We start from the raw sequence: 15499 nt of genomic DNA, 5'->3' as shown, positions 1-15499 counted from the left end.
CTTAAATATGAAGAGTATCAGTAAGTTTATAAAAAAATAACTTTGCTGATACTCTTTTCAATTCTAACATTATCAATTTAAATTTTAGCTATTATTCATGCAGATATTTTACTATTCAGATTCTGTATCTGCAAATTGGCTATTATAAAGCTTCTCATAAAATCCGCCTTTTTCCATTAGTTCATCATGATTACCTTGCTCTATAATACTTCCATTATTCATAACCAAAATCAAATCAGCATTACGAATTGTAGAAAGTCTATGTGCTATAACAAAACTAGTTCTACCATTCATAAGATTTCTCATTGCCTTTTGAAGCATCAATTCTAATCTAGTATCAACAGAGCTAGTAGCCTCATCTAATATCAATATTGAAGGGTCTGATATAAAAGCTCTAGCTATAGTTAAAAGTTGTTTTTCTCCCAACGATATATTAGATGCTTCTTCATTTAAAAACATATTGTAGCCATCTGGAAGTGTAGTTATAAAGTGATGTACATTTGCTACTTTCGCTGCTTGTATAATTTCTTCCTTAGTAGCTCCAAATCTACCATATTCTATATTTTCAAAAATAGTACCATTAAATAGCCATGTATCTTGAAGTACCATTCCAAACATTGAACGTAAATCTTCACGTCTCATATTTCTGATATCTACTCCATCTACTTTAATAGCTCCTCCCTTTACATCATAAAACCTCATCAATAAGTTTATTAATGTTGTTTTACCTGCTCCAGTAGGACCAACAATAGCTACCATTTGACCACTTTTTATTTCTACATTTAAATCTTCTATTAAAGTCTCACTTTCTCCATATCCAAAATTCACATGTTCAAATGTAACATTTCCTTGTACATTTTCTATCTTAACTGGATTTTCAACATCAGGAGTTTCCTCTTCTTCATCCAAAATTTCAAATACACGCTCTATTGCTGCAAAAGAAGATTGTATTACAGTTGATAATTGTGTCATCTGTGAAAGAGGCTGATTTATTTGCCATATGTAACGTACAAATGCTTGTAAATTTCCAACTGTTATCCCTCCACTCACTGCATATATAGAACCAACTACTGCTACTGCTGCAATTCCAAAATAAGTTACTAATGAAACCATTGGATTCATCATACTTGATATAAATTGTGCCTTAAATCCATTTTCACAAAGTTCTTGATTTACTTTTTTAAATTCTTCTATAGAGTCTTCTTCTTTACCATATAATTTTATTTCATTAAATCCAGTATACATCTCTTGTACTTTTCCATTTAATTTTCCAAGAGCATTTTGTTGTAATGAAAATCGCTTTTGTGATTTTTTTACTATAAACTTAGATACAAAATAACTAATTGGAATTATAAAAAGAGCTATAAATGCCATATATACATTAATTGTAAACATCATAGAAATTGCCAAAATTATTACTAAAATTGAGTTAATAATTTGCATAAAACTCTGTTGTAAGGCATTTGATATTGTATCTACATCATTTGATATACGGCTTAGTACATCTCCAAAACTATTGCTGTCAAAGTAACTAATAGGCAGTTTTCTTATCTTATTTTCTACTTCATTTCTTAAGTCTCTCATCGTATTTTGAATAGCATTTGTAAGTAAAAAACTTGAAGCATATGTAAAAATTGCATTAGCAACATATATACATGCTAAGAGTGCTAAAATTTTTACTACATAGTTAAAATTCACAGATGCTCCTGGTATTCCTTTTGCTATACGAATTACATCTTTAGTTAATTGTGTTATTATTAATCCCTCTGTTTTAGGAGCAATTGCATTCATAGTAGCTGCTAAAATTATACACATAATAGCTATAATAAATGAAAATTTATATTGCTTTACAAATGGAAGAAGTCTACCAATTGTTTTTTTAAAACCTTTAGACTTTTTCATTATTCCAATTCCTCCTTTTTCAACTGAGATGTTGCAATTTCATAGTATATTTCACAATTTTTCAATAATTCCTTATGAGTTCCCATTCCAACAACTTGTCCTTCATTTAGTACTACAATTTTATCAGCATCAATAATTGAGCTAATTCTCTGTGCAACAATCAATACAATTGCATCTTTTGTTTCTTTTTTTAGCTTAGAACGAAGTATTGCATCAGTCTTAAAATCTAATGCAGAGAAGCTATCATCAAATATATATATTTCAGGTTTTCTTATAATAGCTCTGGCAATAGAAAGTCTTTGCTTTTGACCTCCAGATACATTAGCTCCACCTTCACTAATTAATTCATCAAATTTTCTAGGTTTTTTTGATATAAACTCATATGCCTGTGCAACTTTGGCTGAATGTTCTAATTCTGATGTTCCTGCTTTATTTTTACCAAATCTAATATTATTTGCTATACTACCAGTAAAAAGCAATGCCTTCTGAGGTATAAACCCTATCTTTTTTCTTAAAGCCTTTAAGTCATATTCCCTTATATCTACTCCATTTATCTTAATACTACCTTCTGTTACATCATAAAATCTAGGTATCAAGTTAATTAAGGTACTTTTTCCACTACCAGTACTACCTATAAAGGCAACTGTTTCACCAGTCTTTGCAGTAAACGAAATATCTTTAAGCACAGAAGCTTCTCCATCTGGATACGTAAATGTTACATTGTCAAATTCTATAAGTCCTTTATTTTCAGTATCTTTTACTCCATTTTTAGGGTTTTTTATAAGTGGTTCTTCTTCTAAAATTTCTTTTATTCTATTTGCTGAAACTTCTGCTCTTGGATACATGATAAATACCATTGAAAAAAGCATAATTGAAAACATAGCATGGAAAAGATATTCCAAAAATGCAACCAATTGTCCAACTTGAATTTCTCCAATATTTATTTTTTCACTTGAAATCCAAAACACAGCCAAAACAGCTATATTTAATAATAAAAAGAATGCGGGTTGAGTAATTGACATAAGCTTAAACAATTTTTTAGAAACATTGGCATAATATGTATTTGTTTCTTCAAATCTTTTTGTCTCATAGTCATCATTCCCAAATGCTCTGATTACTCTTATTCCCGTTAAATTTTCTCTTGATATAAGGTTTAATTTATCCAGTCCTTTTTGTTGTTTAGACGATATTGATTGAGAAATTTTTGCTATTACTGCTACTCCAATAATTATAAAAGGAACTGATATAGCTAATACCAAAGAAAGCTCTACACTTGTTCTAATTGTCATGATTATACTTATAATAAACATGACTGGAGTTAATAAAGCTGTTCTAAGAAGTATATTTACAAATTGTTGAATTTGAAATGCATCATTTGTAGTTCTTGTAATCATTGAAGAAATCCCAAATTTATTGTATTCAGTGTGTGAAAATTCTTGAGATTTTTTAAATATATCATTTCTTATATCTCTAGTTACTCCTGTTGATATTTTTGCAGAACAATAACCCAATAATACACTACCTACAACTCCTATAATAGAAATAACAACTATTACTATTCCCATTTGTTTTATGTAAGTTGTGTTTTGATTTGCAATACCATTATCAATTATTTTAGCTATTATTCTTGGTATACCTAATTCAACTAATGCAAAACTAAATATAGCCAGTATATTTAATGCTATTAATAACTTATAATTTTTTAAATAATTTAAAATTAATTTCATATTCTACTCCTTTCTTAATTTTTGAGACAGTGTAATTATTATGTAGTAATGCCAAGCTTATGAATACTTGCTTTTATAAAAAAAGGAGAAAAGAGTTAGTGCACTCTCTTCTCCAGCATATTCTTTTTAATACACCCTCCGATAAGTCGCTTATATGTTACCATATTTGACAAGTAATGTCAATTCATATATAATTTAAGTTTTTAAATACTTTATTTTATAAAATGATAACAAGCCAGCACATACTTTATACTTGTTTTTTACTATATTCTAATTTTACAAGTTGTTCTATATTACTAACCTTTTTAAGATTTAAGTTTGTTCTCTGTATTCCAGCTTTAAATAATGGAATTCCTCTACCTAATATTATTGGCAATACATATACAAAATAATCATCAATTAGATTATCTTTTGTAAATAATTCTACTATTTCACTTCCTCCAATTATCCAGATATCTTTCCCATTTTTCTCTGCTCTAATTTGCTCAATTAGTTTTTTAGGTTCCAAATTGGTATACTTTACATTTTCATTAACTCCACTAGTAGTCTTTGAATACACATAACATTCTTTCCCTTTATAAAACCATTCATTTGGGCTTAGTTCATTTATTATTTGTGTATATGTTGAATTTCCCATAATAACTGTATCAATTGTATCATAAAAAGTATTATAGTCTTCTTGTTGAGAATCTGAAGCTACTTCATCTAAAAAAGCTACACTACCATCTTCTTCTGCTATATAACCATCTAAACTCATTGCAATATAAAGTACCACTTTTCTCATATTTGCTACCTCCAAAATTTATAATATAAGTTTTTTATGCTAAAATAAAATTTTTACTTATTTAAAATACCCTATTAAATAAAACTCAAACAGTTTTAAGTAAAACCACAAAAATAAAACATTATTATATATACAGTTTAATAGTTACATAATTTGATAACCAATAAATATATTGAAAATTCTAATTAATCTAAATAAATATTGCTCTAACCTCATACTGGTTCTATAATATAATTAGAAGATATTTATATTATAAAATTAATCTTATCATAATATTTATTAATATCGTAAAATTAAGACCTGTGATTGATTTTATTTTTATTGAAAGGTGGTAAACAATATGAAAATTTCAGAAATTGCTACACCAAGCTTTTTACTAGATTTAGACCAGTTAGAAGAAAATATAAATACAATACAAGAAATTTGTACAAAGAATAACAAACAGCTTTGGCCTATGCTTAAAACTCATAAAAGTACATATATTGCAAAACTTCAAAAAGATACAGGTGCTACTGGATTTCTTGTTGGAACTCTTGATGAAGCTGAAGCTTTGATAAATGCTGGCTTTAAAGATATTATGTTGGCTTACCCTTACATGGGAGATGCAAATATAAATAGGGTAGTAACCATGGCTTCAAAAATAAATTTAATATGTGCTACAGATAATATAGAATGTGCAAGAGCTTACAGCAAGGCTTTTTCTCTAGCTAAAATTGAATGTAAACTACTTCTTATTGTAGATTGCGGATTACACCGTTTTGGTGTTAAACCAGAAAAAGTAGTAGAACTTGCTATTGAAATTTCAAAACTAGAAAGTATAAAGATTGTTGGAATAAGCTCACATCCAGGTCAAGTATACGGTTGCAGTTCTCCAGAAGGTGTACCAGATGTTTGTGTTCAAGAAAATTCTGCTATGGAAAAGGCATCTAAATTATTAACTGATAATGGATTTAATATAGATATTGTAGCTTCTGGAAGCACTCCAACAGTTGAAACTGAAGCCACTTCTAAAACTATCACTGCTGTAAGACCTGGAAACTATGTATATTATGATGCTATACAAATAGCTTTAGGATGTGCTACTGAAAAGATGTGTGCTCTTACTGTCGTATGTACTGTAATATCAAAAAATAGTGATGGATATTATTTAGTTGATTGTGGAAGTAAATGCCTTGGACTAGATAAGGGTGCTCATGGAAATAGTAGTATTGTTGGCTATGGTATAGTTTGTGGACATCCAGAACTTATTATTGATTCACTTTCAGAAGAAGTTGGTAAAATTAAAGTAAATGGAAAAACTAATATAAAAATAGGTGATAGGATAAGAATCATACCTAACCACTCTTGTTCTACTGCAAACTTAACAAGTAATTTACTAGGCTTTAGAGGAGATACAATAGAAAAAGTCATTGAAGTAGATATACGAGAAAATTCAAAACATATTGTACTTTAAAAATAAAATCATAATAAATTTATATTGATATTAACTAAAAATGAATTTAATTTATTGTTGATTTAAAGATATTAAAACAAAACATCGAAAGTTTTAAAAAAAACTCTAAAAACATAGAAAATCTAAAAGAAGTTTACTACTATACTAGTAAACTTCTTTTTTAATTAACATATCATTTTTTAATTAGTACATCATCATGACATTATTATGTTAGTTTTATTTAATTTTTACATTAATCCCATAAAAGTAAGTAAAACTCTAACTATCAACATACCTACCACTGCATCAAATATAGGAACTGCTAATAGTAACATTCTATACTTAGTGCTAGTATTAGCTACAAGAACTATTCTAGCGTAATGACCAACTAGAGTACCCATTAACATACATGGCATAATCAAAATAGTTGCTTGTGATGCTGTAATTATACCTTGTGCAAATAAATTTGCGGCTGTAGCTGCTCCTGCTGCCTTAGCAAAGAAAGCCGCTATCAAAACTACGACTGATTCTCCAGGTAGTCCAAAAATCCCCATTACTGGACCAAAAACATTTCCTAAAATATCAACTAGACCAGTCAATTGTAGAAATTGTACTATTACATACCCCATTATCATGGCTGGCAATATTTGTTCAACACCTATGTAAAAACCTTTTTTTGCGCCTCCCATAAATGTTTCAACAACAGTTTTTTTTGGTTTACTATTTACAATTGTACTTCCAGTATTTTGTTGACTCATATTACGCAGCCTCCTTATTTTTATTCTTTTTATTTTTTATATTTATAATTAGTCTAACTAGATTGGCACCAAGTATCTTACAGAATATCTCTATAAGTATTATTGGACCTAATGCCAATAATGCTATTGGCAAAAGTGGAGCTTGAGTATTTATTGTATTTAATATAACTGCTGAACCAGCATATTGATAAGCTACAAATATAGTTCTTTCATCATCCGTTATTTCTCCGCTTTCACATAATTCTTTTGTCATTATTGAGGCTACATCTGAACTAGTAAATGAAGATACAAATGCTATACCCGCTATTCCAGGTATCCCAAGTAAAGGTTTAAGTAATGGATTAAATATTTTTGATGCAGCTTTCATCCCTCCCATAGATTCAACTACATCAATAAGTCCTACAGCAAAACACACAGTTGGTATTAAAGTAAGTGCAAATAAAAAACCATCCTTTGCACCAGTTCCACCCTTTCCCATAAAGTCTACGCCATCTGAAATAGTACCAAATGAGCCAGTTAAGTTAGCAAAGTCTAAAGCTTTTAGAAATCCTTGACTCTCCTTAAAAATACCAGAAAATAGTATTATCAATACAAATAAAGACATATATCCTTTCCATGTTACCTTATTATCTCCAGCTGTTGTATCCATATAAAATCCCCCTTTTATATATCAAATTTATCTAAATTTAAAACAATTGTAGAAATCAATTTTACCCTTTCAAACATAGAATCTACTAATGCATATTCTCTTGATGTATGATTCCATTCTCCCTTTACTCCAAAAGAACATATCGCAGGAACGTTTGCAATAGTTAAATAGCTAGCATCTGAACTTCCTCCAAGTCTCTTAGAATTTATTTCACCAAACCCATTTTCTTTTGATACTGTATTTACAAATTGGTGAAACTTCATAACATCCTCTGTAGTTTCAAATGGCATCATTTCACTTACAAAATCAACATGTGTAGAGGTTCCTTCTATGTAAGTATCTTCACATATTTCTTGAATTCTTTTTTTAACATTTTCCATTTCTTCTACTTTTTCAAATCTAAGGTCTACTTCTATACTACAATCTTCAGGAATAGAATTTGATACTCTTCCTCCTTTAATTATACTTACACTTGCTGTAGTCCCAACTTCAAGATTAGTCAATTTTTGTATTTGTAATATCTTATTAGCCATTTCTTCTATTGCATTTCTTCCACCTTCAAAATCATTTCCTGCATGTGTTTCTACACCTTTTACATTTATATTACACCCGATTCTTCCTTTTCTACCTACACATAAGCTATTATCTACCAATCCAGTTTCCATATTAAATGCACATAGACCACCTTTTGCTTCTTTTAATATAATGTCTCCTCCGTTTGAATCCTTATGTCCTATCTCTTCATCACCTGAAAAGACTATTTTTATTGGTCTATCTTTGTATCCTATCTTATTTAAAGCTTTGATAACGTATAAAGAAATTACTATTCCACCTTTCATATCTAACACACCTGGCCCATATGCTTTTCCTTCCATTATTTTAAATGGATCTTCTCCAAATGTACCTATTTCAAAGACAGTATCCATATGCCCTGAAAAAATTATCGGTTTCTTATTTCTATTAGAACCAAGTGTACCTATTAATGTACTTCCATTATTTCCAGCATCTATTAAATCACAATCTAATCCTTCTTTTTCAAACTCACATTTTAATCTATCAGCCAATTTATTTACACTCTCTTTACAGTTTGTATAGCTTTCAATATTAACAATCTCTTTCCACAGTGAAATGATTTCTTCTCTATTCTCGTCAACAAATTTAGAAATCTCCTTTAAATATGTAATCATAATAATCTCCTTTATTTTTGAATAAAATTTTTTTCCTAAAAGCTGAGTTTATACTTTAGGAAATTTTAAAAGACTAGTCCTTAATTACAAAATAACACAATTATTTTCATCAGTCAACATTTTTTCAGTATATTTTTTATTTTCTGATTTTTCTTTTAATTATTACTTTGTAAAATAAATTGACGCTTTTTATCTACTATTATAAAATGAGGTTATAAATTGATAATTAGTTACAATACTTTCGAAATTTTAAAGGAGGTTTTATGAAATATAAGATTGGCTTTTTAACAACATCTTATTTTATGGCAGATAACTTTAAACAAGCTCTCGAAGAATTAAAAGATATTTGCGAAATTACATACATTGAACTAAAAGGCGAAAATCCTTTTAGTAATTTGCCAAATATATATAATGAACAAGTAGATAATTTTGATGGATTTGTTTGTAGTGGTCTAATTCCATATAGCGAGCTTATAATAAATATAGAGGATATAAAGGTCCCATTAAGTTTCTTAAAGCTTGATGAAAGAGATTTTTATAAATACTTATTTAAACTATTAAATAGTAAAAGAGAGATTGATTTTACAAAATCATTTATTGATTTTTTAAGAGAAGATAATAACTATTATGACATCTATTCATTGATAGATTCTAAAAACTGTCCATATACAATTAGAGATTTCAATATTCCTCAACCTGTATATGACTTTAAAAAATTAAATGATAAATTATTGGAGATACACTTAGATTTATTAAAAAATAATAAAATTAACCTTTCTATTACTAGAAATTATATAATTAATTGTGAATTAAATAGACTTGGATATGATTGTATTTATATGGTGCCATCTACTGAATCAATCTTAAACACATTTAAATCTGTAATAAACGAAATAACATTAAAAAATTTAGATAAAAATAAATCTGCAACTTGTATAGTCACAATAAATAGCTCAGAGTATATAAATGATGACCTAATATTTAAAAATGATGAGATACAAAATCAAATATACAATACTATCTTAAATTCTTTATCAAGAAATGGGTTCTATGGAGTTCAAGTCAAAAAAAATGACATGAAAATAGAAATACATACTACTAAAGAAATGCTAAATAATATGACTAAGGATTATACAGAATTTTTTATTTCAGAAGACTTAAAAGAAATCAAGTATAGCTTAAATATTGGTTGGGGAATTGGCAACACAAATATTCATGCAGAACAGAACGCTCGTCAGGCAAATAGTAAATCAGCTTCTCTAGGTGGAAATTGTACGTTTATAGTAAATGACACTAATAATATAATAGGACCTTTATATTCAAATAAAAATTCTAATGACCAGGAAGAAAGTTCAATAGCTAATAAAGTTGCTTCTTTCATTCCTTTATCTAATGTAAATGTATCTAAAATTATGAGTATGATTAATGATAGAAATTCAAATAATGTATCAGCAGAAATATTATCAGACTATATGAATATAACTCTTAGAAGTGCAAATAGAATCCTAAGTATCTTATATAAGGCTGGTATTGCAACTATTGTAAACACAAAACTGGATAATCAAAGAGGTAGACCACGAAAAATATACAAAGTTGATTTCTTAGCTTTTTTAGATAATATGTAGAGAGATAACATGTAGAGATTGAAGTCTGAATTATTAGCTTTTCCAATAAAAATAATAATTTTCCACTGATTCTCAATAAGCAAAGTTTTTAAATATGAATATACAAAATGCCAGAATCCTCATAAACACTATATTTTTATCAACTCTGGCATTCTTTTTTATTTCGCTATCAAAATTTAAACAAATGATGCTAAAGTAAGCTTTTGCTTTTATCTTACTTCATCAACATGGAAAATGTACCTTAGCACGTACCCTAAATTCTTTATGGAAAGTAAGTTCACTCCTTACTCATTTTTTGAGAGTTGCTTGTTTTTTGGTATATTTTATTCCATCCTACTAGTAATAAAATCATAAATACACAGGTATCTACAAAAAGAATAACTGTAACGTTCTTGACAATATTGTAGACAAAAAATATTAAAAATACTTCTACGGATAAAGCTACAAAACATAAAAAGTTCGTCAAATAATCTGCAATAGTATCACTATAGAAAGCTCGTATTTGTAACCATCTACATGTAAATGGACGTAAAATAAATCTGAATACAACACAAATAATTGGATAAGCATAAATAAATTTTTTATCTACACTATTGGCTACACCATTATTCCATTGCACAGGAATTTGAGTTGGCAGTTTTGGAAATGCTATGATTGCAATCAGTAAACAAGCAATGGTTATAATTCCCCATGTAATATTTCCTCCCCACATATATAAGAAACTTACAGAGTCCAGTTTTAAAGTATGTTTATTTTCATTCCAATATTCTGGTATCTCAGTTATATATTCTTCTACTTTTAAATTTAGATAACTTAGTTCATTAAATTTAAGCATTTTTTCACACATAGTTTTTGCATTTTCCAAATCATATATTTGAGTTTTGAGAACTTGTTCCTGTTTTTCAACAATCTCATATAAAGATATTTGCTGAAGTATAATATTACGAATATCATCAATAGAAATCCCTAATGTACGTAAATATGCAATTTTTTTGATGTCCTCTATATTTTCATCTGAATACTCTCTATAACCATTACTCTCATTACGAATGGGCTGAATTAGCATTTCTTTCTCATAAAATCGAATATTAGAACGTGTTAGTCCAGTTTTTTCTTCAACTTCTTTAATTGTCATTTTTAAACACCACCTTTCGATTTATTGAATTACCTAATATCTTTCTTTTTTATTACTCTAAGTCTTCTTTAATGTTTTATTTCATTATTTGATTCGCCAATATTCCATTCTCAATAATACCACACTTTGTAATAATCTCCTCCTTGTGTGTATCTAAAACTGCTTGATTATTATATAAGATACAGTATAAACATGGTTTACAGTCAAGTATTTTTATCATTTTTTTGATTCTATTAAAAAAGGCATCGCAAATAAATGCCATGCCTTTCTATTAATTTAGTCTTTTCATATCTTTCTCAGTCCAAAAGTCAAATTAGCCTGTCTTATATTAAAATTGATAAAAGATATAACAAGTCGTATAAGATTTTCTATCATATTAAATAATTAATTGCCCACTTCTCACAATCCCAAATTTTATTAACTATATCATTATAAAACTCTGGCTCATGGCAGACTAAAATTATACTGCCTTCATATGATATTAAAGCTTTTTTTAGTTCTTCCTTTGCTTCAGAATCTAAGTGGTTTGTTGGCTCATCTAGTATTAATATATTACTAGGATTATTTATAAGTTTACATAACCTTACTTTAGCTTGTTCTCCACCACTTAATATAGAAAGCTTGCTTTCTATATGTTGATTAGTCAAACCACATCTTGATAGCATTTTTCTTATTTCATATCTTGTGTATGTTGGAAATTCATACCACACCTCATCAATAAGTTTTTTATCACTTATTTCTTTAACTTCCTGTTCAAAATATCCAACATTTTGTTCTTCTCCTACTTCAATACTTCCACTTATTGGTTTATTTATTCCAATCAAGCTTTTTAATAAGGTTGATTTTCCTATACCATTTGCACCTATTAAAGCTATCTTTTCTCCTCTTTCCATAATTAAATTTATAGGTTTACTTAATGCTGTTTCATATCCTATAACTAAGTTCTTAGCTTCAAATATCATTTTCCCAGATTTTTTGGATATTTTAAAGTCAAAGTGAGGTCTTACTTTTTCCTTTGATATACTTATTCTTTCTATTTTATCTAATTTTTTCTGTCTTGATTTTGCCATCTTACTGGTTGATGCTCTAACTTTATTTTTTGCAATATATTCTTCTAGCTTTGATATTTCTCTAATTTGTTTTTCTTGAGCTATTCTTAAATTTCTCTTGTTTTCTTTATACATCTTTTGAAAATTTTCATAATTACCAATATATCTTGTCAATGTCATATTTTCAAGATGACACACCACATTCACAACACTATTTAAAAACTCCAAATCATGTGATATCAATATGAATGCATTTTCATAATTTTGAAGATATTTTCTTAACCATTCTATATGTTCTTCATCCAAATAGTTTGTAGGTTCATCTAAAAGCAATATATCTGGTTCATCTAATAATAATTTGCCTAATAATACCTTTGTTCTTTGACCTCCACTCAATTCTGAAACATCTCTATCAAGTCCAATATGTCTAAACCCAAGACCTAGGGCAATTGAATCTATCTTTGAATCAATATTGTAAAATTCATTGTTATTTAAAAATTCTTGTATATTTGCAACTTTTTCAAGAGACTTATTTATCTCATGTTCATTCATTTCTCCCATTTTACTGTATATGCTATTCATTTCACTTTCCATATAAAAAAGTTCCTTAAAAGATTCTCTTAAAATATCTTTTATTGTATTACCTTTTTCTAGTTTAGTGTGTTGATCCATATATCCAACTCTTACTTTACTACTCCATTGTATATCACCACTATCTGGAATTAGCTGACCTGTTATTATATTCATAAATGTAGATTTTCCCTCGCCATTTTTTCCAACAAGACCTACATGCTCTCCTCTTAACAATCTAAAAGATATGTCTTTAAATAATGTTCTATCTCCAAATCCATAACTTATATTATTTACATTTAAAATACTCATTGTTCTATTCCTCTTCTTAAAATTTAGAAATTCCTCAATAAAATCATACCATTTAAATAGATTATCCCTCAAGTTCATAAACAAACCTGTACTAATTTTGTACGAAAAAAGAGACTTTGTTAAAAAGTCTCTTCTTAATTTTTTGTTATATAAATCTATCTTTAGAACATTAATATTCTATTTTCAATCACTTTTTTCTTCTCTGATTATTCGTCTTATACTATGCTCCGTTAAATAGTAGTCTTTTGTAAGTTCTTTAACAGAAATACCTTTATTGTACTTATCAAGTATTTCCCTATTTCTTTCTTTCAAGATATTTCTTGAACCACTATTTTCGCCCCAAGCTTTTTTATTTTCAGACTTTCGTGGTATATATAAATAACTACCATCTGTATATTCTTGAATTAATTCAAGTATCTCTTCTGGCAATATATTTTGTGCTTTTTCATACTTCATAATACTCTGCTCCCATCTACATTTTTAATTGTAAATAAAAGCAAAGACTGCACAAAAACAATTTAGCCTAAATATTATCTTTATCTATTAGGCTCTAAACAAAGTTTTATTGCAATTGTATTTTGCAGTCTTTGCTTAGAGCCAACTGAAATTATAATATCGTTACTCTCTTTCATATTGCAAACTCCCTTTCTATCTAATTTAAACTATTACATATCACTAACTTTAGCCATTATATCTTTTGTAAATCTAACAGCTTCAGATACATCTTGCTCATCTGGATGACTTTGAGACTCTTCATGACCTTTTAATTGCTCACGAATATGTTCATTTTCAGGATGAAGTTTTAGCATTTCTTCATATTTTACCTTTAAACCTTCTGCAATCTTTCCTTGGCATATAAATGACCCAACTATTTCATTGTCTTTCGAAAAGACATCTTTCACTTTGTCCATAATGTTAATTCCATAGTTACCCTTTGTACTTGCTCCCATTGTTCCAAATAAAGCTAGCTTTTTGTTGTGAATATTTTCAAAGACTAGTTTTGAATTTTTATCACAAATACCCTTATCTACCCAATATCCCAAGAATATTATATCATATTTTTCATAGTCAACATTATTATCAGTTACTTCACTGATATTTTTAATTTCTTTTTCGCCTTGCATTGCATCATATATAGATTGAGCAATTTTTTTAGTATTTCCAGTTAAACTTGAATATAAAATTAAACTTTTCATGATATATCCTCCTATATGTTAAGTATTTATCTAAAATTTCTTAATACCATTAAATTTTCAATTACTATAAGATTTTATTAATCTAATATACAACCAAATTGAGAATGTGTCTGTAATGCATCTGCACATTTTTTATTGCAGTAGCAACACTTCTTGATATCATCTACTCTTTCCTCTCTTACTTTCTGCAACCAATCACTGTCTGCCAATAGTTGTCTCGACATAGCAACCATATCTACTCTGTTATTTGATATAACACTTTCTATGAAGTCTGGACTAGATAGCTTGCCAACACCACAAACTGGAAGGTTTGTGTGTTTTTTAACTTCATCAGCTAAATACAAAAAGCATCCTTCATCTTTAAAATAAGGATGATTATTAACTGGTATGGTGTCTTCTAATTTGGAATGATTTGCTAATGTTACATGAAAACTATTTACTCCAAGTGATTCAAATTTTTTTACAAAATGCTCTACTTCAGAAAATAAAACTCCTGCATTGCCATAATGAGGATTTTCTTGTCTAATTGCAAGTTTATAGTCTATTGGAACATCCTTTATATTATTACGAATACTACTAATTATTTCACTTGCAAATCTACTTCTATTATCATAACTTCCACCATATTCATCAGTTCTACTGTTGTATATACTGGATGAAAAGCTTCCTATAAGTCTATCTCCATGAATTTGAATCATATCAAATCCTGCTTTTTTTGCATTCAATGCTGTTACTCTAAACAACTCTATAATATTTTTTATTTCTTCTTTTGTCATATTTGTTACATAATCCTTTACTCCATCATCCATAATTTTTTTTATTTCGTCATGTGAAGTAATTCCCGATTTCATAGTATTTCTGATTAAATTTATGTCATAATCTGAACAAAATATTTGTGCTGAAACTTTCGCCCCTGAATCATGTATTGCATCTACAATTTTTTTATACTCTCTAATTCCATCTTCATTGGATAAGCTTAAAGCCATTTTATGAAAACTAGGTCTAACTGATACATCTCCTATAGTAATTAAAGCTACTCCTGATTTAGCAATTTTACAAAGCTTGTTAATTCGTTCTTCCAGATTAAGACCCATACTTGTAGGTGCAAAAGATACTCTATTTTTTAATTCTAAGTTTCCAATTTTAATTGACTTTAATAAGTTGCTATACATC

The 15499-nt window shown here is 28.2% G+C and carries 13 protein-coding genes; 2 read left to right on the top strand and 11 right to left on the bottom strand.

Annotation, left to right across the window (positions count from 1 at the left end; genetic code table 11):
- Positions 1-111: 111 nt before the first annotated feature.
- The 3 genes from IC174_RS02620 to IC174_RS02610 all read right to left on the bottom strand — a co-directional run bounded on the left by IC174_RS02620 (position 112) and on the right by IC174_RS02610 (position 4413).
- A complete protein-coding gene (locus tag IC174_RS02620; RefSeq protein WP_227482094.1) occupies positions 112-1902 on the bottom strand; it encodes an ABC transporter ATP-binding protein in 1791 nt (596 codons plus the stop codon).
- The gene (locus tag IC174_RS02615; RefSeq protein ID WP_227482093.1) at positions 1902-3629 is read right to left on the bottom strand and encodes an ABC transporter ATP-binding protein; all 1728 of its coding nucleotides are present in this window, start codon (positions 3627-3629) and stop codon (positions 1902-1904) included. Before IC174_RS02615 ends, IC174_RS02620 begins: the two co-directional genes overlap by 1 nt.
- Before the next feature lie 247 nt (positions 3630-3876).
- Entirely contained in the window at positions 3877-4413 is a 537-nt protein-coding gene (locus IC174_RS02610) for a dihydrofolate reductase family protein (RefSeq protein ID WP_227434414.1), read from the bottom strand.
- Between the two features lie 340 nt (positions 4414-4753).
- Between IC174_RS02610 and IC174_RS02605 the strand changes: the two genes are divergently transcribed.
- Positions 4754-5866, top strand: coding sequence for an alanine racemase (locus IC174_RS02605; RefSeq protein WP_227434413.1), 1113 nt, complete (start codon positions 4754-4756; stop codon positions 5864-5866).
- A gap of 227 nt (positions 5867-6093) precedes the next feature.
- Here IC174_RS02605 and IC174_RS02600 read toward each other — a convergent pair whose 3' ends face one another.
- From IC174_RS02600 to IC174_RS02590, 3 genes are read right to left on the bottom strand one after another with little or no spacing between them, the layout of a single operon-like run.
- Entirely contained in the window at positions 6094-6603 is a 510-nt protein-coding gene (locus IC174_RS02600) for a YjiG family protein (protein ID WP_227482092.1), read from the bottom strand.
- 1 nt (position 6604) lies between these two features.
- Complete coding sequence (locus IC174_RS02595; protein ID WP_227434411.1) at positions 6605-7252, bottom strand: nucleoside recognition domain-containing protein; 648 nt, start codon at positions 7250-7252, stop codon at positions 6605-6607.
- Between the two features lie 14 nt (positions 7253-7266).
- Positions 7267-8439 (bottom strand): M20 family metallopeptidase, encoded by a 1173-nt coding sequence (locus IC174_RS02590; protein ID WP_227482091.1) that lies wholly within the window; start codon positions 8437-8439, stop codon positions 7267-7269.
- Positions 8440-8702: 263 nt separating this feature from the next.
- On the opposite strand from IC174_RS02590, the gene IC174_RS02585 reads away from it, so the two are divergent.
- On the top strand, positions 8703-10064 hold the full coding sequence (locus IC174_RS02585; protein ID WP_227482090.1) for a hypothetical protein: 1362 nt from the start codon (positions 8703-8705) through the stop codon (positions 10062-10064).
- A gap of 277 nt (positions 10065-10341) precedes the next feature.
- Here the strand turns inward: IC174_RS02585 and IC174_RS02580 are convergent, their stop codons facing one another.
- The 5 genes from IC174_RS02580 to bilR all read right to left on the bottom strand — a co-directional run bounded on the left by IC174_RS02580 (position 10342) and on the right by bilR (position 15498).
- On the bottom strand, positions 10342-11199 hold the full coding sequence (locus IC174_RS02580; RefSeq protein ID WP_227482089.1) for a MerR family transcriptional regulator: 858 nt from the start codon (positions 11197-11199) through the stop codon (positions 10342-10344).
- 371 nt (positions 11200-11570) lie between these two features.
- Positions 11571-13130, bottom strand: a complete 1560-nt coding sequence (locus tag IC174_RS02575; RefSeq protein WP_227482088.1) for an ABC-F family ATP-binding cassette domain-containing protein — start codon at positions 13128-13130, stop codon at positions 11571-11573.
- A gap of 183 nt (positions 13131-13313) precedes the next feature.
- Positions 13314-13586, bottom strand: coding sequence for a CD3324 family protein (locus IC174_RS02570; RefSeq protein ID WP_227434406.1), 273 nt, complete (start codon positions 13584-13586; stop codon positions 13314-13316).
- A 209-nt stretch (positions 13587-13795) separates the two neighbouring features.
- Complete coding sequence (gene bilS, locus IC174_RS02565; RefSeq protein WP_227482087.1) at positions 13796-14326, bottom strand: flavodoxin family protein BilS; 531 nt, start codon at positions 14324-14326, stop codon at positions 13796-13798.
- A gap of 77 nt (positions 14327-14403) precedes the next feature.
- Entirely contained in the window at positions 14404-15498 is a 1095-nt protein-coding gene (gene bilR / locus IC174_RS02560) for a bilirubin reductase (RefSeq protein ID WP_227482086.1), read from the bottom strand.
- Position 15499: the final 1 nt, after the last annotated feature.

The organism is Clostridioides sp. ES-S-0001-03, assembly GCF_020676075.1.
In the GTDB taxonomy this organism is placed as follows: Bacteria; Bacillota; Clostridia; order Peptostreptococcales; family Peptostreptococcaceae; genus Clostridioides.
Note: the sequence above shows the minus strand (reverse complement) of the source record. Positions and strands in the feature narration are given on the sequence as shown.

Excerpts from the sequence above, each read along its gene's own strand:
- IC174_RS02620 (WP_227482094.1), bottom strand. The coding sequence starts at position 1,902 with ATGAAAAAGTCTAAAGGTTTTAAAAAAACAATTGGTAGACTTCTTCCA.
- IC174_RS02615 (WP_227482093.1), bottom strand. The coding sequence starts at position 3,629 with ATGAAATTAATTTTAAATTATTTAAAAAATTATAAGTTATTAATAGCA.
- IC174_RS02610 (WP_227434414.1), bottom strand. The coding sequence starts at position 4,413 with ATGAGAAAAGTGGTACTTTATATTGCAATGAGTTTAGATGGTTATATA.
- IC174_RS02605 (WP_227434413.1), top strand. The coding sequence starts at position 4,754 with ATGAAAATTTCAGAAATTGCTACACCAAGCTTTTTACTAGATTTAGAC.
- IC174_RS02600 (WP_227482092.1), bottom strand. The coding sequence starts at position 6,603 with ATGAGTCAACAAAATACTGGAAGTACAATTGTAAATAGTAAACCAAAA.
- IC174_RS02595 (WP_227434411.1), bottom strand. The coding sequence starts at position 7,252 with ATGGATACAACAGCTGGAGATAATAAGGTAACATGGAAAGGATATATG.
- IC174_RS02590 (WP_227482091.1), bottom strand. The coding sequence starts at position 8,439 with ATGATTACATATTTAAAGGAGATTTCTAAATTTGTTGACGAGAATAGA.
- IC174_RS02585 (WP_227482090.1), top strand. The coding sequence starts at position 8,703 with ATGAAATATAAGATTGGCTTTTTAACAACATCTTATTTTATGGCAGAT.
- IC174_RS02580 (WP_227482089.1), bottom strand. The coding sequence starts at position 11,199 with ATGACAATTAAAGAAGTTGAAGAAAAAACTGGACTAACACGTTCTAAT.
- IC174_RS02575 (WP_227482088.1), bottom strand. The coding sequence starts at position 13,130 with ATGAGTATTTTAAATGTAAATAATATAAGTTATGGATTTGGAGATAGA.
- IC174_RS02570 (WP_227434406.1), bottom strand. The coding sequence starts at position 13,586 with ATGAAGTATGAAAAAGCACAAAATATATTGCCAGAAGAGATACTTGAA.
- bilS (WP_227482087.1), bottom strand. The coding sequence starts at position 14,326 with ATGAAAAGTTTAATTTTATATTCAAGTTTAACTGGAAATACTAAAAAA.
- bilR (WP_227482086.1), bottom strand. The coding sequence starts at position 15,498 with ATGTATAGCAACTTATTAAAGTCAATTAAAATTGGAAACTTAGAATTA.